Below are 16,965 nucleotides of genomic sequence, written 5' to 3'. Positions count from 1 at the left end.
CTTCGAGGCCAGCCCCTGCGGCGGCCTGAGCCTGCGCGTGCGCAACACCGCGGTCGTCTTCCGCCCCTCGGGCGCCCTGTGGCTTGCCGCCAGCCGCACGCTGGTGGTGGCCGACCTCCACCTGGAGAAGGGCTCGGCCTATGCCTCGCGCGGCCAGCTGCTGCCGCCCTACGACACCGCCGAGACCCTGCGCCGCCTGGAAGCCGAGGTCGCCGCGCTCTCGCCGGCCGCCGTCGTGCTGCTGGGCGACACCTTCCACGACCGCCGGTCCGAGGACCGCCTGGCGCCTGACCACGCCGCGCGTCTGGCTGGGCTGGCCGACGGCCGCCGCCTGATCTGGGTGGTGGGCAACCACGACGCCGACGGCCCCCGCTGCCTGCCGGGCGAGACCGCCGACGAGATCGCGCTGGAGGGTCTCGATTTCCGCCACGAGCCGCAGCCCGGCCAACGGCCCGGCGAGGTCGCCGGCCACCTGCATCCTGCCGCCCGCGTGGTCGCGGCCCGCGGCAGCGTACGCCGGCGTTGCTTCGTCACCGACGGCGAGCGCGTGATCCTGCCGGCCTTCGGCGCCTACGCCGGCGGCCTCAACATCCGCGACCGGGCCTTCGCCGGCCTCTTCGTCCGCTCACCGCTTGCCGGCGCCCTGGGCCCCGCCCGCGTCCGCGCCGTCGGCTGGCGACAACTGGCGGACGACTAGGGGGAGGCGGCGTCCTACTTCGTCGGCGTGTTCGCCCCGCGCTGCAGCACCGCCGCGTCGCGTTCGCGGCGGCGCTCCCACTCCTCGGGAGTGGCGCAGATCCGCGTCTTGAAGTGGCTGCCCATCTGGGCCTCCTCGACGCAGATCTTCTTCGGTTTCTCGGCCTTGGCGGGCTTGACCGGCTCGGTCGCCGGCCCGGCCGCGGCCGGAACCGCCGCCTGCGCCAGCAACAGCGCCATCAGCAGTCCGGTCGCCACCGTCACGGCCCTACATCCGCACCAGGCCGCACAGCTTGTTGCCGTCCGGATCGCGCAGATAGGCCAGGTACAGCTTGCCGTTCGCGCCCTCGCGCACGCCCGGCGGGTCCTCGCAGGTCGTCCCGCCGTTGGCCACGCCCGCCGCATGCCAGGCGTCGGCCTGGGCCGCGTCGGCGCAGGCGAAGCCGATCGTGCTGCCGTTGCCGAACGTCGCCGGCTGCCCGTCGATCGGCAGCGAGGCGGCGAACACCCCCGTCGGCGTGCGCCAGAACACCCGGTGGCGGTCCACGAAGCCGGGCGGCACGCCCAGCGTCCCCAGCACCGCGTCATAAAACGTCTTGGCCCGGTCCAGGTCGTTCGTGCCGACCATGATGTGCGAGAACATTCAGCGCCCTTCCTCGAAAACGGCCGGCACTTCAGGCCGCCCCGCACCGCCGGTCAATCTCACCCAGGGTGAGCCTCCCCGCTATGCGTCCGCCAGACCCCCATTCGGGGGACGCGCCGGCGCCGCGGCGGCGGTAGATCGAAACGGGGCCGGGATTGGTGCGCCCCGAGTTCAATCATGGGGAATTGCATGCGTATCAGGGGTTTCGCTGCGGCGCTGGGGCTGGCGGCGGGCATCGGGCTGGCGGGCGGGGCCAGCGCCGCGGCCATCGACATCGTGGCCTACACGAGCGCCGGTAACACGGTGATCGACTTCGAGGACGTGGCGGCCTCAGGCTATCCGGGCACGGTCTACAACGGGCTGTTCACCTCGCGTGGCGCCACGTTCGGCGAGCGGTTCCAGGGCCAGACCCTCACCACCGTTGCCGACGCCTTTACCCCCGACGGCCTGCTCGACGTGTTGTCCGGCGCGCCCACCGGCCCGCTCACCCTGGTGGCCGGCGCGGCCTCACAGAACCAGGCGGTGGGCAACGACGGCCTCACCCACAACCTCATCCCGTGCGGCGCCCGCGGCTGCGCGCACCCCAACGGCTACGGCGAGGGCGCCTTCGCGGTGATGTTCTCGGGGCCCGTCTCGTACTTCGGCTTCCAGCAGCTCTATGGAAGCGGTCCGGGCCAGACCACGCTCGACTTCTTCAACACCAGCGGCGCCCTGATCCAGCGGATCACGGTCGCCCCCTTCGGCAATTTCGGGTTCGCCCGCGCCGGCGGACTCAAGGACATCGCCGGCGTCTCGGTCTTCACCACTGATCCCGGCGGCCTGGGCTACGACAACCTGGTCTACGACGCGCCGCTCGTCACCACGGGCGGCGTGCCCGAGCCGGGCGTGTGGGCTCTGATGATCGCGGGCTTCGGCCTCGCCGGCGCGGCGCTCCGCCGCCGCCGGATGGCTGCGGCCTGACGCAGGGCCGCGCAGGGCGCGCCGTCCGGCGCGCCCACACCCTCAGGGCAGCACGGCCTCGGCCTCGATCTCCACCCGCGCGTTCGGGTCCACCAGCCCGCTCACCGCCACCAGCGTCATCGCCGGAAAGTGCCGCCCCAGCGTCTCGCCCCACGCCGCGCCCACCTCGGCGCCGCCGGCGTTGAACTCGGCCATGTCGGTCACATAGGCCCGCAGCAGCACGATGTTGGGGATGTCGGCCCCCGCCGCCCGCACCACGGTCACCAGGTTGCCCAGCGCGCGCCGCCACTGCTCGCCCAGCGACAGCCCCTCGGCCACCGCCGCGCCGCCCACCTGCGCCAGCTGGCCAGACACCCGGATCGTCGTGGCGCCCCGCGAGCTCACCGCCTGCGCAAACCCCCGCGGCCGCGGCCACCCCTCGGGCAGCACGGCCCGGTACTCGATATCGCTCATGGCGTTCCTCCGTCCGATCCCATCAGACGCGGCCCGGGGCGCTCCGGCAAGGTCCGCTTCCGTGAGCGCGGCGCGCTTACCCAGGCGGCCACAGGATCAGCACCAGCATCGAGATCAGGCTGAGGACGATGATCGTGACATAGAGCGCATATACGAACGGCAGCTTCGCAGCGGCGGTGAACCGCGTGCTGCGGGCGACCGCAGACGATGGCCCATCAGCCTGCCCTCACTCCCGCGATGCACGACGCCCGAGCCGCCAGGCTGAACTGAAGATAGGCGATGAACTGTTCGCCCCCCTCCGCCTTCGGCAAGCCGCCCTGGCGGACAAGCTGCAGGCTCTGGATCGACGCCAATGAGCCGCACAGGTAACGCGCCTGCTCGTCATTGATCCGCTTGGGGTTCACCGCATCGAAGAAGTCGCCATCGGGCGTATGGCCGCGCTTGCTCCACTTGAACGGGTCGTACCATGGCCGCGGAGCGCCCAGCACTTGGCGGCCTTCCGGCGTGGTCCGCGCCTGGACAAGGCTGGCGTGCAGTTCGGCCCGCGCCTGGGCCACAGCCTTCCGCGTCTGGATCATCTGGCTGATCAGCGCGATCCCGAACGCCAGGACGGCGAGGCCCGCGAGCACCATCCCCAGGCTGCCTGATCCCGCTTGCGTCGTCGTCTGCCCATCGCCGCGCCCCGTGACGACCGGAGGCGGCTCCCAAGTCCAGGTCTGCGTCGTCTGCGTCGTCTGCGCGCCGCGGGCGGCCTCCGCGTCCGCCTTGGTGCGGGCGTCGCCGGCTCTCTTCTCATCGCTCCGGATGCGGATCAGGTCGGCGAGGCCCTCCGCGTGCTCGCGGGTGGAGCCGTTTCCCGGCGGCGGATTTCCCGCCAACCCCGCCAAATATGCGTCACTCATCGCCTGTCGCCCCCATCCGGCCCTTCCTGACCGGATCACGCGCGAGCGCACATGAACAGAGCCTGAAGGCGCGCCCTGCGCGGCCTGCGGGTCAGCCGACCTCGCCCCCGCCCGGCGTCAGCTCCGCCGCCGTCGCAGCGCGCGAAACAGGTAGGCGCCGACCAGCAGCGCGACCACCGCGGTCGAGACCGGATCCAGCCAGGCTTCGACGCGGCGATACTCGTGCTCCAGGGCGTAGCCGGCGACCGCCAGCAGCGCCGTCCACAGCGCCGTCCCGAGGCTCGTGGCGATGAAGAAGATCCCGCCCGGCATGCGCATCAGCCCGGCCGGAACCGACACCAGCGTCCGCACGCCTGGGATCAGCCGGCCGGCGAAGACCGCCACGGCCCCGCGCCGCTGGAAGAACGCCCGCGACCGCTCCAGGTCGGCGGTGTCCAGCGTCAGCCATCGTCCGTGCCGGTCGATCCAGCGGGCGAACGCGGCCTCGGGAATCCGCCGCCCCGCCAGGTACCAGACATAGGCCCCCGCCACGGCGCCCACCGTGCCCGCCGCCACCACGCCGGCAAAACTCAGATGGCCCTGCGCCGCGGCGAACCCCGCCAGCGGCATGATCAGCTCGGACGGGATCGGCGGGACGATGTTCTCGGCGAACATCAGCAGCAGAACGCCGACGAGCCCGCCCGCCACGATGGCGCCCAGGATGAAATCGAACATGCCCGCCTCAGCGCCCCCCGCCGCCGCCGCTACCGCGCCTCGGCCAGCCCGAACCGCGCCGGCTTCAGGCCCAGCGCCCGGCTGATCCGGGCGGCGGCCTCGCGTTCGGCGGCGTCGAAGCCGCCGTCGGCGTCGGCGATGGCGCAGGCGATCTCGACGAGGTAGGCCGCGTCGCGCCCGGCCACCGCCCGCAGCCGGCGCAGGCCTTCGCTCTCGGCCACGTCGGGGTCGCGGTCGAAGGCCCCGGTCACCTTGTCGAAGGCGTCCATCGTGGCGGCCATGTCCAGCCCCGCGCCCAGCGCGAAGCCCTGCAGCTTCAGCAGCATGGCCCGCCGCTCCGCGCCGGTCACCCAGCCGTCGGCATAGGCCACGATGGCGCACGCCGAGGCCAGCGCCTCGACATGCGCGGCGCCCCCGCGGGCGCGAAGATCGGCGACCGCGGCGTCCAGCGTCGTGGGGGCTCGGCTCACCGGCGAGCGTCCCCGGAGACGTCCATCCGGTCGCCCGCCCGGTCTCCCGGCGTCGGCCAGCGCGGCGGCGCCGGCGGATCGGCCCACCATGCCCACAGGGGCGCCATGGTCCAGACCCAGGGGGTCATCATCAGGTCCACGGCCATCTGCTGTTCGATGACGCGTTCGCGCTCTTCGCGCGACATGCTGGGGTGCAGTTTCATGGCATCGCCTCTCTCGTGAGAGGCGCGCCGCCGCCGTGATCGCGAACAGGGGGGAGAGCCGCGATCAGCCGGCGACGACGCGCCTGCTGCGATCCGACATCACGACCTGCTCATTCAGGTCGCCAGAGGGGCCCGGCCCGCACCCCCTATCTGGGAAGCGTTCGCAAACATGCAAGAGGCCGCGCGCGCAGAAATGTCCGCTACGCCCACGCCGCCGCCCCGTCGTCCCCAGACTCGTCCCTGGATGCGTCCCCGCCACCGCCGCCGTCCCCGGCCAGGCGGGGCGGCAGCTGGTCCAGGATCTCGCGCACATAGGCCTTCCCGTCCGGCCCCCGCACGGTCTCGAACCGCCGCGCGCGGAACACCACCTCGGTCGGCTCGCGCCCCGCGGCCTCCAGCCCCTCGTCCTCCCAGTCCATCGCCTTCAGCCGCCCGAACCGCCGCGGCCCCAGCGCCGCCGCCGTCCAGCGCAGCTGGCCCAGCTTCACCCGCGTCGCATGGGCCGTCTCGGGCGTCACCGCGCAGGCGATCTCCCAGCCCTCGTCGCACAGCCGCTCGGCCTGCATCCGCTGCGCCAGCGCCACCGCCTCGCCGAACGCCGGATATTGCAGCCGCCACTTCCACACGGTGTTGAACGACGGCATCTGCGGGTCGCGACAGATGGCGGTCAGGCTCTCGCCCTCGCTCATCCGATAGTAGATCTCGGCCGCCAGGCTCTCGTCCCACCGGGGCTTGCGCCCCCCGCGCATGTGCCAGCCCGCCGCCGTCCGCGCCCGGTTCAGCTTCGCCGCGAACAACGGCAGCCGCTGGATCCACGCCGTGATCGTCGAGCGGTGGGGCAGGGACGGGTCGGCGCAGATCGACCGCAGCGCCTCCCCCGACTCCACCCGCTCCAGCACCCGCCGCGCCACCGCCGCCGAATAGAACACCTTGCGCCCCGACGGCCCCGCCAGCCGCCGCGACATCACGCCCTGGCCCTTCGCCGCCATGCGCCGCTCCTTGAGATGTTGATGATGAGGAGGATGAGACACGAAAAAGGGCCCGGCCCGCCCCCAAGGCGCAAAACCGAACCCTGCCCGAACCCTACCCCAATTCGCGCGCAAATGCAAGAACAAAAGATGAACAAAAGCCCTCTCCCCCTTGCGGGGAGAGGGTTGGGAGTGGGGGTGTCAGCTCAGAGCCTGAAGGTTCGCACCCCCACCCCCGACCCCTCCCCGCATGGGGGAGGGGGGCCCCTCCGACCTGCCCACAGCCGCCGCCCCCTGGCGCACGCGCATGGCCTGTTCTATGGCGAAGCTCAGCTACCAGTGGAGTCCGCGTTGGCCGTCGTCACCTATCACCCGGGCAGCTTCTTTTCCCAGTTGGAGCGGGTTTCGGGCCGCACCTTCCTGATCGGCGACCCGTCAGATCTGCTCGAGACCGGCTACATAGCTTTCGTGACGCCGGACTTCGGCCGGGTCTTCGGCACGGGCCTCACCTACGACGCGTTCCGCCACCCCAACGGCGGGACGATCAACCGCCTCCTGGTCGACTTCAGTGACCGCGGCGGCGGCTTCGAGATCACCGGCCTCAATTTCTCGGCCGCGCGCTTTACCGAGCTCCTGCCCACCGACAGCCAGTGGCGCGCCGAAATCCTGGGCGGGGCCGACACCATCATCGCTATGGAAGCCTCTGACATCATCCGCGGCTATGGCGGCGACGACTCCATCACGGCGGCGGCGGGCAACGACAATGTCGACGGCGGCGCGGGTTCCGACACCGTCAGCGGCGGCGCAGGCGCCGACCGGATCACCGACAGTGGCGGCGGCGCCAACTACCTCCGCGGCGACGACGGCGACGATTTCATCTCGGGCGGCGTCGATTTCGACGACATCAACGGCAACATGGGCAATGACACCGCCCAAGGCGGCCTGGGCCACGACTGGGTCGTCGGCGGCAAGGACAATGACAGCCTCTCCGGCGGCGCCGACTATGACCTCGTCTACGGCAACCTCGGCGCCGACACCTGCGACGGCGGCGAGGGGAACGACATCATCCGCGGCGGCCAGGACAACGATGTGGTCCGCGGCGGCGACGGCGACGACTACGTCTCGGGCGACCGCGGCGACGACACCATGACCGGCGACGCCGGCGCCGACACCTTCCACAGCTTCGGCGAAGCGGGCATCGACCGCGTCACCGACTTCAGCCTGGTCCAGGGCGACCGCGTCCAGCTCGACCCCGGCACCCAGTACACCCTGGCCCAGGTCGGCGCCGACACGGTGATCAGCATGACCGGCGGCGGTCAGATGATCCTGGTGGACGTGCAGCTCAGCACGCTCACACCGGGCTGGATCTTCGGGTTCTGAGGTCGCCGCGCCCTCTCATGACCCTGCGCGCCATCCCCGCCGGCATGGACCCGGCCGCCGTCGCCCGTATCGACGCCCTGCTGGACGAGATCACCGCCACCCACGGTGTCCACATCCCGCTGGCCGTCGAGAGCGGCAGCCGCGCCTGGGGCTTCCCGTCGCCCGACAGCGACTATGACGGCCGCTTCGTCTACGTCCGCCCGCCCGGCGCCCACCTCACGCCCTGGCCCGTCCGCGATGTCATCGAGTTCCCTCCCGAAGCCATCCTCGACGTCAACGGCTGGGACCTCGCCAAGGCCATCCGCCTCCTGCTCAAGGGCAACGCCGTCATCCTGGAGTGGCTCTCCTCGCCCGTGATCTACCGGGCCGACCCCCACTTCCGCGACGCCTTCACCGACTTCGCCCGCCGCGTCGCCACCCGCGAGGCCGTCGGCCGCCACTACCTCCACCTGGGCGAACGCCAGCGGCGCGTCTACTTCAGCGACGGGACCAGCGTGGCCCAGAAGAAGATTTTCTACGCCCTGCGCCCCGCCGCCGCCCTGCGCTGGCTGCGCCAGCGCCCCGACCAGGCCGCGGCGCCCATGCACTTCCCCACCCTGATGGCGGAGTGCGACCCGCCCGCCGCCCTCACCGCCGAAGTCGACGCCCTCCTGGCCGCCAAGGCCCAGACCCACGAACTCGGCGCCGCCCCCCTAAGCCCCACCGTCGCCGCCTTCATCGACACCGAGTTCGACCTGGCGCGGCAGGCGTTCGAGACGGCCCGGCCGCACCCGACCGACGCCGCGCGCGCCGAGGCGGCGGCGTTCTATCGGAGCGTGGTGGAACAGATCAGCGCCACCAGCTGACCCTCACCTCCCCCGCGAAGCGGCGGGAGGGGGACCACCGGCCGAGGCCGCAGGCCGAAGAGCGGGTGGTGGAGGGGGCGAGCCTCAGGCTCCGAGCCTGCGACAGCCGCTCTCGGCGACCAGACCCTCCCGCCGCTCCGCTAGGGAGGAACCTAGAGTTTCTTGATCACCAGCTTGTCGTCGCCACAGATTGAACAGCGGTCGCGACGTCGGTCGAACTCTGACGTCAGTCCAAATGGCATTGTGCAGCGATGAGCTTGCTGGCGCCGCTTGAGCGGGATGCCATCCGCGATGCAATCGTCGCAAACCGCCTTGGGACGGTGCTTGACGATGAAATCCCTCACTTGCTCAGCGATCATTGGGCGCTCTCCTCCCGCCCCGCTGCCCGACAGGGCAGGGAAGCGTCCTTCGATCCCATGGTTGATTGCGAGCCTGGGGGCTGAGCCGTGTCAAGGATCGCGCCTCCAGCGCGACCGCGCCGCGGCGACGCCTACGGCGTCGTCCTTGAGACGGCTCAGCCCCCAGGCAAACTCCGTCCATGGGATGAAGGGCGCGGTGTGGCCGCTGGGCGCTACAATGTCAGCAATGCGCCAGGTGCGGAACTTGGAAGCAGTGCGGAAACGCGACATTCGCGGGGATGCTTTAGGAGGAGCTGAGCGCACCCTTACAAGAGTACTAGCCCATGCCGACCCGTCGCAGGCCTCAGCTGCCGCCGGGAGGCAGAGAACCCGTGCAGCGCCGTAACGCCCACCGTTTCGATGCCGACAAGATCTGCTCACGACCTTCAACAGGGGGCGTACAGACGGCTTCTCCAGAGGACGACGTCATCTCAAAGTATCTCGTCGGTCGACGCCGGAATGTGGGTAATCCACACTCGGTGTAATGCTGAGTCAGGGCGCCCGCATGGCGACCCGGCAATCATAGGGCAGATCGGCCTCGGCGCAGAAGTCGGGCCAGCGGCCGGTCTCCACCCACGCCGCGGTCAGGCCCAGGCGCCGCGCCAGCGGGGGGAAGCGCGGGTCAGCGCGAAAGGCCCGCATCTCCGGATAGAACAGGAACATGGTGTTGCCGCGCAGAGCCTCGAAACGCGCGTCGAGTTCCGCGTAGGCTCCATCGATGTCACCTTCGCGCGCCAGCATGCGTATTCGCCAGTCGGGCTGGAGGTGCGCACAGGCCAGGGCGAGCCCCTTCCGCCCGGCCTGCGGCCCCCGTGCGACGCGTGCAAGGTGGGCCTCGGCGCAGGCTCGGTCCCGGGGGCGGGCGGTTCGAGCGACGATCTCCCGCGCCTTCGCCTGGTCCGGCTCCCACCATAGTCCCACAGGGTACTCGACGCCGTACGCTCCCTCCGCGCCGTACCGGGCCCGGATCTCCTTGAGCAGCGCGCGGGCGCCGTCGACATCGCCCGTCTGCGCCGCCAGGAGCACCCGGAAGGCCGGCATGCCGAGTGCGGTCCTCGGGTCGGCAAGCTCGGCCGCTCGCTCAGCAACTGCCTTGGCCTCCTCCAGCCGTCCCAACTGCCGCAGCAGCAAGGCAAGGGGCACACGTCCGGGTCCCATTGCGGGGTCGATCTCCTGCACCTTCCGGAAGTCCCGTTCCCTTGCGGCCCAGGCTACGCCGGGGGGATAGCTCAGCGCGCGCGCGACGTATGCCTTGGGTGTTTGCGGGTCGAGGCGAAGAGCGCGTTCGGCCGAGGTGCGCGCGGCGACGCGAAGTCTCTCCGCCTCCCGCGGCTCAGTGGGCGCCATCCCCGCTGCGACGTGAGCCTGCGCGATTCCGAGCATTGCATGCGCCGTCGGCTCGTCAGGTACCGCGTCCACCAACCGCCTGGCGGCCGCCAGCATCCTCTGGGGGCTGTCCTCCCGCGCGATCGAGTCGCAGACGTTCAGGTAAAGAGCGAAGACTGTTGGGGCCATCGGGCGCTTGAACCGCCGACGGTCTTCTAGAGCACACTGAATAGGCCCTGCGATGTTGAGCGCCGCATTCTCCCCGAAGCCGAGCGCATCGGTGGCGGGCTGTTCGAAGCGTACGGAGAGCAGGACCAGTCCGCTGGCGCGATCCAGAAACTGGGCGTCGGCGACATAATTCTCGCCGATGCGGTCCACGGACCCTGTGACGCGGAACACGGCTGCATCGGCGCCGGCGCCGTCGGCCGGACGGCCCAACTGCGGGGCGACCTCCATCCCTGCCGCCGACATGACCCTTATCAGTGTCTCGCCGGCGCCAACCGCCAGGCTCCGCACTGCGGGGTCGCCGCCCCGCGCCTGGAAGGCCACGACTTCCGTAAGGGACGGGGGGCCGGGCCGCGCCGGGGGGCTCCGCGACATCCAGGCGAACAGCCCTCCGGCGATAGCGACGACACCGAGGGCCCCAAGCGCTGCGCGCCGCCAGACCGACCCCGCGGCCGCTGGCGTGGCCCCGCCCGCTTCGTTTCCTGGCGTCGTCGCCTCGCCGGGACAGGCGGTCAGCCGAAAGCCGGTCTTCGGGATCGTCTCCAGCGTAAACGGCGGCGGCTCGGCGCCACGCGCCAGGGCGCGGACCTTGGCGATGATCCGGGCGACGGCGTCGTCGCTGACGATCCGTCCCTCCCAACACGCCTCGACCAGCTCGTCCCGCGACAGCGTCGCCCCCTGCGCTCGTGCAAGCGCCACGAGCACCTGCATCATCCGGGGCTCGAGCCGCTTCTCGGTCGAGCCCATCCGCACGCGACACGCGGAGGGCGAAATCGTCATGGCCCCCAAGTTGAAGTCAGGCTCGTGGGCCAGGTCGACCCGGCGTCCAAGAGGCTCCGCCGCGGTCATGAGGCGGGTTTCCGGGCAGCGTCGGTTGCGAACCCAGCGGCGACGGCGCGGCAGTCGTACGGAAGGTCCGGCTCGGAGCAGAAGTCGGGCCAACGACCGGTGCTCCGCCAGAAGTCGACCAAGCCCAGGCGGTTTGCGAGCGGCATGAAGCGCGGGTCCGCCCGGAACGCCTTCAGCTCGGGCTGGAAGAAGTGAACGGTCGTGTAGCTGGGCGCCGGCTCCGGGCGATTGGCCTCGACGAAGGCGCCGTCCAGGTCGCCTTGGCGGGCAAGCATGCGGATGCGCCAGCCGCGGGGGAGGCGCGCGCATTCCGCCGGCAATCCCCGCACTGGCGGTCGCTCCACTGCAGCAAGGTGCTTGTCGAGGCAGGCGCGGTACGGCGGTGCGTGGTGCGGCTCGAACAGCGTCAAAAGCGTCGCGCGGCCCTCGCTTGGGGGCAGGTGCCACAGTGCGATCTGGCGGCGCAGCGCACGGGCCATGCCCGGGTCCCGTACGCGGTTGACCTCGGATAGCGCTGCCGCCGCCCCGTCCATCTCGGCGCGCAGTTGAACGGCTTCGAACAAGGCCCCGCCCAGCCGGGGGTCGGCGCCCGTGACAGCGGCGGCCGCGACCGCCCGGGCGCGTCGCACCCGGCCGGTCTCGCGCAGGATCGAGATGTAATAGAGGTGCGCGGGCGTGAAGTTGGGGTCCAGCGCTCGCGCCCTCTGCACGTAATCCTCGCGCGCCCCCCAGTCCCTGCCATGGGGGTGGCTGATGGCCAGCGCCTGGTACGCCTCCGCGTAGCGGGGATGGATATCCAGCGCCTTGCGAGCCGACGCTCGGGCTTCGCGACGCAAGGCTTCAGCCTCAGCCTCATCGTCCGTCGACCAGGCGATATGGTTCAGCGCGATCGCGTAGACGGCGTGAGGTCCGGGCAGGTCCGGGCGCTGTCGCACAAGCCGGCGCGCGAACTCCACAGCGCGCGGATAGGCGCCTACCAGCATGGCCTCGCAGCCGTTGAAATAGTTGCCGAGCGTCGCGGCGTCCATGACCGTCGGGTAGGCTCGGCGGTCCTCCAGCATGCATTGCAGGACGCTGGCCACATGCTCGCCCGTTGCATCTTCGAATCCCGCGACGGCCCCCGCCGGACGCTCATCCCGCATCGACCACAGCACCACCCCGCTGCGGGAGTCCAAGAGCTGGACGCTCGCGGTCGCGCGACCGTCAGGACGTTCGACCGTGCCGGTGATCCGGAATTCCGCGCCGCCGCCGGCGGGCCCGTCTGCCTTCGGGACTGCGGCCGGCGCCGTCTCTATTCCCGCCCGGGCGAGCCCTCGCACGATGCCTGCGCTCATCGTCGACGCGAGGCGGCGGGTTTGGGCATCCGACTGCAGGGCCTCAAACGCCACCACCTCGACCCGTCCGTTCTGGTGCGGTGGGATCGGCAGCGAGACGATGCGCCAGACCAGCCCGGCGCAGACGAGAGCGAGGATCGCGACCGTGGCGGCCAAAGCGCGCGGCCGCCTGAGCCAAATCGGCCGGGACGGTTGGTTCTCCGCTGTCGCCGCCGTATCGGCCACGATCAACTGGAAGCCGACCTTGGGCACCGTTTCCAGCGCGAACGCTGGCGGATCGGTCAGGCGCGCCAGTGCCCGCACCTTGGCGATGATCCGACTGACAGCGTCGTCGCTGACGATCCGCCCGCCCCAGCATAACGCCACCAGCGTGTCGCGGGTGACCGTACCGCCCGCCGCCCGCACCAGCAGCACCAGCACCTGCATGACCCTGGGCTCGACACGCACCGTGCGGTCCGCGATCAGGATCCGGCCTGCCGAAGGTCGCACCTGGATCGAGCCGAGGACGAAGTCGGCCTCCAGGGCCAGGTCGACGCCCATCGCAGCCTCGTGTCCGGCGCTCATCGGGCAAAAGTCCTGAAATGGTCGGGCAGAAGTCCCTCGCCGGTCGGGAAATGGTCCGGCGCCGCGGCGGTCTTTGCTGCTCCATCGGGACATCGACGCGGACACGACCGCGCCGAGACGCAAATGGAGAAGACATCATGAAGACGTTTGCCGCATTCGCCTCGGTCGCCGCGCTGCTCTGCACGGCCCCGCTCGCCCAGGCCCAGGCGATCACCGAAGACACGCCGACCGTGCGGGTCGGCTATGGCGACCTGGACCTCAGCCGCGCCGGTGGCCGCGCGGTCCTTGAGCAGCGCATCCGTCAGGCGATCGACCGCGTGTGCCCGCGCCGTCCGATGCCGTCGGAGCTCAGCAATTTCAAAGCCTATCGGACCTGCCTCGCCGAAACATGGACTGGGGTGCAGCCCCAGCTGGCCCAGATCTACAACGGCCGCCAGCTGGCCGACTCCGCGGTGCGCGTGATGGCTGCGGCGCGCTGACCGCAGACGCCGAAAGCGTTCACAGCTCGTCCGTCCCGTTGCCCCACAACGGTGCGGGCCGCGCCCTCCCGGTTGATCGGTCCGGGAGGGCGCAACCCGTTCCGCCGCGCCTCTCAATGCCGCACCGTCAGGCTGACCCAGAAGCGACGGCCCAGCACGTCAAAGGTCGACGGCTCGGTGTTCGCATCCACCGCCGGAAAGTACAGCTCGGGGCCACGGTCGAAGGCGTTGACCACGCCGGCGCGCAGATCGGCCTGAGCGTCGAGACGCCAGCGCAGGGACAGATCGACGTAGGCCGCAGCGCCCGGTCCGGTGACCGCCGCCGTTGGGTCGAGTCGGGTCACGCGATGGGACATGCGGCTGGTGTAACGGGTCGCGACGGCCGCCTCGAAGTCTCCCGAACGCCAGACTAGGTCGGCGCGACCCTTCCAGCGCGGCAGGCTCTGGTAGCCGGTGGAAGAATCCGAGGCCGTGCCCTGCGTCTTCAAGGCGGGCCGTGCGGCGGAGGCCTGTTCCTCGAACCGCCCCAGCCAGCTCAGCAGGAGCCGCGCCTCGAGCTGTCCGAGGACCGGCTGCGCCCACCACTCCGCCAGGTCGAAGGTGGCGCCGCCTGTGACGTCGATCCCGGAGGTGCGGATCCGGGCCTGGTTCACCTGCCGGGCGTCCAGGCCGAAGAGGCTGAAGTCCACCGCCGTGCGCGACAGGTCGCGACAGGCTGGGTGCTGCGGGTCATAGCCGGGGTTGCCGCCGCCGATGTTGTAACAGGCGTTGAGCGCCACCTGCGGGTCGCCGGATCCGATCGCGCCGCTCAGGTTGATGTCATACCCGTCGGCCGTCACCTGAACATCCCGCAACCAACCGCCCACCAGCTTCGGGCGCCAAACGAAACCCAGCGTGAACGTGTCAGCGAACTCCGAGTCCAGGTTGGGGTTGCCGCCTGTCACCGCGCCGACGTCCAGCCCGAATTGTCGGAACGCGGTGGCGAAGCTGGCCGGCAGGCCCAGCGCGACGGCCTGGGCTTGGCAGAGGGCCAGCACCTGGGTGGTGCGCTGCGCACTGTCGGCCGAGCAGGGGTCGGACGCCGTTGCGAAGCCGTTCACGACAGGAGCATATCGCTCATCCACGTTCGGGGCGCGCACCGCACGCTGATATGTGCCGCGCAGTCTGAGGCCGGCCGCGGGCCGCAGACTCAGTTCGGCCTTGTAGGAGCGGGCCACCCCTCCGTCGGCGTCGTCGCTGATCCGCGCACCGACCACAGCATCGGCAAACGGATTGTCCTCCGCGCCCCGCCAGAGCGGCAGCGCGGCTTCGGCGAAGACGTCGCGGAATGTCAATCGACCTGACAGCGGCAGAACGGGGTTGAAGCCGGCCACCTCGGCAGCGCGGATGCCCGGGTCCGGGGTCAGCCGGAAACGGGTCTCCCGCTGCTCGGCGCCCAACGCCAGGGTGACCTGGCCCGCGGGCAGGGTGAAGACCGGACCCGATGCGGAGACCACGACGTTCTGCTGGATGATGCGGGTGCGGTTCACGCCCTGGGTCCGCACGAAGTCCAGGCAGGCCGCTCCCAGTTCGACCCCGAACGGGTTGAACCCTCCATCGCACAGGTCGCGGCCGGCCGTGGGCGAGCTGAGGAGCTGCTGCAGGCGCACTACGGCCAACAGCCCGCCCTGGGTCTCTCGTCGGGCGTAGCGGCCAAGCGAGACGTAGCCGTCGGCCCGCCAGTCGCCCGGCAGGTCGGCGCGAACGCCACCCACCACGTGCCGCGTCTGGACCTTGTAATCGAGGGTTCGCGCGCCGAAGTCCGCGGTCCTCAAGCGATAGAGGAAGCTCTCGGTTGCGCCGGCGCCCGGGATCGGTGGGGTGTCGCCGGTGCGCGAGGCCAGCAGCTGGGCCAGGTCGCTCGGGATCAGCGGATGAGTCACCGGGATCACGAACAAGGGTACCACCAGCTGGGGGAAGAGCGGGTTGGTGTCGGTGGGCGCTGGCGTCGGGGCCAGCGACGTCTGAGCCGTGTAGTGGGCGAAGAGCGCCTGTCCGTAGAGCTCGACCCGCTCACTGACTTCCGCCTCCCCGATAAGCGCGGCAGTGCGGCGCTCGAGGGGAAGGATCAGTTTGTTGAAGGGCTCGAAGTTGAAAGCATAGACATCCGGGAACAGGCGCGTCTGATCGTCGCGCGAGCCCCGGAAATTCTGGACGTCGATCGGTGAATTGCGCACGCCTGACGAGAACAGGGTGCCGTCGTCGTTGAACCCGAAGCCGCCGAAGCCGCCGTTGCGCGGGACCGCGCCAGGCGCCACGCCGTACCGGCCGAACACGGCGTTGATGGCCGCCTGACTCGGCTGATTGGGCCCGGCGACGACATACGCGCCCGTCGGGAAGAAGCCGCTCGGACCCGCGGCCTGCGAAGAGAACGCCCGCTCACCCTTGCCGACCTCATCGCGCCGGAGCCAGCTTCCGCCGGCCATGAGCCGCAGCGGCCCGAACGAACGCCCCAGCCCCAGGTCGATCTGGTGCTGGCGGCCGTCGCCGCGCTCGGTCACCCCGGTGCGGCCCGACAACTCCACGCCATCCAGCCCGCGCCGCAGGATCAGGTTGACGACACCGGCCACGGCGTCGGCCCCGTAGACTGCCGACGCGCCGCCCGTGGTTAGCTCGACGCGGTCCACCAGGCCGGCAGGGATCGCGTTCAGGTCGACGGCCCCGGCCGCATTGGCTCCGATCACCCGACGACCATCGATCAGCACGAGGTTGCGGGATTCACCTAGGCCGCGGAGGTCGATAAAGGCCGCGCCGTCGGCATTGGGGTTGTTGGCGGCGGCGCCAAAGGTCGGAGACACCTGCGGCAAGGTGTTGAGGTGGGTTTCAAGCGTTCCAGAGCCGGTCCTCTCCAGGTCGGCCCTGTCGACCGAGATTGCGGGCCCGCCGGCGGTCGCGCCGGACGGCGGGAGGCGCGTGCCCGTGACAATGAGCTCGTCGACCGTCGTGAGCTCCGCATGCGCCGTCGAGGCCAGCGCCGCAGCAACCCCCCCGAGCACCACCGCGCCCAGTCGCACCGTACGCCCGCGAGCCCACTTTCGTGGCAATAGACCCTCCCCGCCTGACCGCTCGATTGGGGGAGCGGAAGAGGTAGCAGTCAAGCGATGCGGCCACAGCTAAAGCACATTCTGCATCGCGCGCAGATCGCCTCGTCTCCAACGCGCCAGACGTTCGCCTCTGGTCGTGCCAGGCAGGGCGCCGACCAGCGGACCAATCGAACTTCGCCTTTGAGTCGCTACCGGTCCCCGGTTCCCCTTCCGTTCGACCCGCCCGCCGCGTAACCTCCCCGGGTGACTCTCCCCCCCGCCACCGCAGCGCTCGCCCCCGCCCTCGTCGTCCTCCCGGGGCCCCGCTGCGCCGTGGCCGATCCCGGCGCGACCCCCGACGCGGCCAGCGCCTTCGGCCCTGACCCCGCCGCCGGCCACCCCGGCCTCGGCGCGCCCCCCACCCCCCCCCCCCCCCCCCCCCCCCCCCCCCCCCCCCCCCCCCCCCTCCCCCCCCCCCCCCCCCCCCCCCCCCC

17 protein-coding genes are annotated in these 16,965 nt (G+C 71.1%); 5 read left to right on the top strand and 12 right to left on the bottom strand.

Translation table 11 applies throughout. From position 1 onward, the window contains the following. The first annotated feature begins 37 nt into the window (after positions 1–37). The gene (gene pdeM, locus EPN98_RS06650) at positions 38–697 is read left to right on the top strand and encodes a ligase-associated DNA damage response endonuclease PdeM (RefSeq protein WP_293361782.1); all 660 of its coding nucleotides are present in this window, start codon (positions 38–40) and stop codon (positions 695–697) included. Between the two features lie 14 nt (positions 698–711). Here the strand turns inward: pdeM and EPN98_RS06645 are convergent, their stop codons facing one another. Both EPN98_RS06645 and EPN98_RS06640 read right to left on the bottom strand, forming a co-directional pair. Further along, entirely contained in the window at positions 712–960 is a 249-nt protein-coding gene (locus EPN98_RS06645; protein WP_293361781.1) for a hypothetical protein, read from the bottom strand. 4 nt (positions 961–964) lie between these two features. Next, on the bottom strand, positions 965–1,339 hold the full coding sequence (locus EPN98_RS06640; protein ID WP_293361780.1) for a VOC family protein: 375 nt from the start codon (positions 1,337–1,339) through the stop codon (positions 965–967). Between the two features lie 189 nt (positions 1,340–1,528). On the opposite strand from EPN98_RS06640, the gene EPN98_RS06635 reads away from it, so the two are divergent. Then, the gene (locus EPN98_RS06635) at positions 1,529–2,299 is read left to right on the top strand and encodes a PEPxxWA-CTERM sorting domain-containing protein (protein WP_293361779.1); all 771 of its coding nucleotides are present in this window, start codon (positions 1,529–1,531) and stop codon (positions 2,297–2,299) included. A gap of 42 nt (positions 2,300–2,341) precedes the next feature. Here EPN98_RS06635 and EPN98_RS06630 read toward each other — a convergent pair whose 3' ends face one another. The 6 genes from EPN98_RS06630 to EPN98_RS06605 all read right to left on the bottom strand — a co-directional run bounded on the left by EPN98_RS06630 (position 2,342) and on the right by EPN98_RS06605 (position 6,030). Then, positions 2,342–2,752: a RidA family protein gene (locus tag EPN98_RS06630; RefSeq protein ID WP_293361778.1), complete on the bottom strand. Its 411-nt coding sequence runs from the start codon at positions 2,750–2,752 to the stop codon at positions 2,342–2,344. Positions 2,753–2,967: 215 nt separating this feature from the next. After that, entirely contained in the window at positions 2,968–3,654 is a 687-nt protein-coding gene (locus EPN98_RS06625) for a hypothetical protein (RefSeq protein WP_293361777.1), read from the bottom strand. 117 nt (positions 3,655–3,771) lie between these two features. Continuing rightward, complete coding sequence (locus EPN98_RS06620; protein ID WP_293361776.1) at positions 3,772–4,368, bottom strand: DedA family protein; 597 nt, start codon at positions 4,366–4,368, stop codon at positions 3,772–3,774. 29 nt (positions 4,369–4,397) lie between these two features. Then, positions 4,398–4,838, bottom strand: a complete 441-nt coding sequence (locus EPN98_RS06615) for a TerB family tellurite resistance protein (RefSeq protein WP_293361775.1) — start codon at positions 4,836–4,838, stop codon at positions 4,398–4,400. Beyond that, positions 4,835–5,041, bottom strand: a complete 207-nt coding sequence (locus EPN98_RS06610; protein ID WP_293361774.1) for a hypothetical protein — start codon at positions 5,039–5,041, stop codon at positions 4,835–4,837. The genes EPN98_RS06615 and EPN98_RS06610 overlap by 4 nt, the downstream gene beginning before the upstream one ends. A gap of 200 nt (positions 5,042–5,241) precedes the next feature. Further along, a complete protein-coding gene (locus tag EPN98_RS06605; protein WP_293361773.1) occupies positions 5,242–6,030 on the bottom strand; it encodes a hypothetical protein in 789 nt (262 codons plus the stop codon). 330 nt (positions 6,031–6,360) lie between these two features. On the opposite strand from EPN98_RS06605, the gene EPN98_RS06600 reads away from it, so the two are divergent. Beyond that, positions 6,361–7,389 (top strand): calcium-binding protein, encoded by a 1,029-nt coding sequence (locus EPN98_RS06600; RefSeq protein WP_293361772.1) that lies wholly within the window; start codon positions 6,361–6,363, stop codon positions 7,387–7,389. Between the two features lie 17 nt (positions 7,390–7,406). Beyond that, complete coding sequence (locus tag EPN98_RS06595; RefSeq protein WP_293361771.1) at positions 7,407–8,234, top strand: nucleotidyltransferase domain-containing protein; 828 nt, start codon at positions 7,407–7,409, stop codon at positions 8,232–8,234. Between the two features lie 152 nt (positions 8,235–8,386). Here the strand turns inward: EPN98_RS06595 and EPN98_RS06590 are convergent, their stop codons facing one another. The 3 genes from EPN98_RS06590 to EPN98_RS06580 all read right to left on the bottom strand — a co-directional run bounded on the left by EPN98_RS06590 (position 8,387) and on the right by EPN98_RS06580 (position 12,906). Beyond that, a complete protein-coding gene (locus EPN98_RS06590) occupies positions 8,387–8,593 on the bottom strand; it encodes a hypothetical protein (RefSeq protein WP_293361770.1) in 207 nt (68 codons plus the stop codon). Positions 8,594–9,124: 531 nt separating this feature from the next. Continuing rightward, entirely contained in the window at positions 9,125–11,032 is a 1,908-nt protein-coding gene (locus EPN98_RS06585; RefSeq protein ID WP_293361769.1) for a winged helix-turn-helix domain-containing protein, read from the bottom strand. Then, positions 11,029–12,906, bottom strand: a complete 1,878-nt coding sequence (locus EPN98_RS06580) for a winged helix-turn-helix domain-containing protein (RefSeq protein ID WP_293361768.1) — start codon at positions 12,904–12,906, stop codon at positions 11,029–11,031. Before EPN98_RS06580 ends, EPN98_RS06585 begins: the two co-directional genes overlap by 4 nt. A gap of 161 nt (positions 12,907–13,067) precedes the next feature. Between EPN98_RS06580 and EPN98_RS06575 the strand changes: the two genes are divergently transcribed. After that, entirely contained in the window at positions 13,068–13,409 is a 342-nt protein-coding gene (locus EPN98_RS06575; protein ID WP_293361767.1) for a UrcA family protein, read from the top strand. Positions 13,410–13,522: 113 nt separating this feature from the next. Here EPN98_RS06575 and EPN98_RS06570 read toward each other — a convergent pair whose 3' ends face one another. Continuing rightward, positions 13,523–16,492 (bottom strand): TonB-dependent receptor, encoded by a 2,970-nt coding sequence (locus EPN98_RS06570; RefSeq protein ID WP_293361766.1) that lies wholly within the window; start codon positions 16,490–16,492, stop codon positions 13,523–13,525. Positions 16,493–16,965 lie beyond the last annotated feature (473 nt).

The organism is Phenylobacterium sp., from assembly GCF_004299445.1.
Classification (GTDB): domain Bacteria; phylum Pseudomonadota; class Alphaproteobacteria; order Caulobacterales; family Caulobacteraceae; genus Phenylobacterium.
The sequence above is the reverse complement of the archived record's forward strand: the minus strand, read 5'-3'. Positions and strand labels throughout refer to the sequence as shown.

Bases quoted from the DNA above. Each gene is read 5' to 3' on its own strand.
- EPN98_RS06640 (WP_293361780.1), bottom strand. From the start codon at position 1,339: ATGTTCTCGCACATCATGGTCGGCACGAACGACCTGGACCGGGCCAAG.
- EPN98_RS06635 (WP_293361779.1), top strand. From the start codon at position 1,529: ATGCGTATCAGGGGTTTCGCTGCGGCGCTGGGGCTGGCGGCGGGCATC.
- EPN98_RS06630 (WP_293361778.1), bottom strand. From the start codon at position 2,752: ATGAGCGATATCGAGTACCGGGCCGTGCTGCCCGAGGGGTGGCCGCGG.
- EPN98_RS06625 (WP_293361777.1), bottom strand. From the start codon at position 3,654: ATGAGTGACGCATATTTGGCGGGGTTGGCGGGAAATCCGCCGCCGGGA.
- EPN98_RS06620 (WP_293361776.1), bottom strand. From the start codon at position 4,368: ATGTTCGATTTCATCCTGGGCGCCATCGTGGCGGGCGGGCTCGTCGGC.
- EPN98_RS06610 (WP_293361774.1), bottom strand. From the start codon at position 5,041: ATGAAACTGCACCCCAGCATGTCGCGCGAAGAGCGCGAACGCGTCATC.
- EPN98_RS06605 (WP_293361773.1), bottom strand. From the start codon at position 6,030: ATGGCGGCGAAGGGCCAGGGCGTGATGTCGCGGCGGCTGGCGGGGCCG.
- EPN98_RS06595 (WP_293361771.1), top strand. From the start codon at position 7,407: ATGACCCTGCGCGCCATCCCCGCCGGCATGGACCCGGCCGCCGTCGCC.
- EPN98_RS06590 (WP_293361770.1), bottom strand. From the start codon at position 8,593: ATGATCGCTGAGCAAGTGAGGGATTTCATCGTCAAGCACCGTCCCAAG.
- EPN98_RS06585 (WP_293361769.1), bottom strand. From the start codon at position 11,032: ATGACCGCGGCGGAGCCTCTTGGACGCCGGGTCGACCTGGCCCACGAG.
- EPN98_RS06580 (WP_293361768.1), bottom strand. From the start codon at position 12,906: ATGGGCGTCGACCTGGCCCTGGAGGCCGACTTCGTCCTCGGCTCGATC.
- EPN98_RS06575 (WP_293361767.1), top strand. From the start codon at position 13,068: ATGAAGACGTTTGCCGCATTCGCCTCGGTCGCCGCGCTGCTCTGCACG.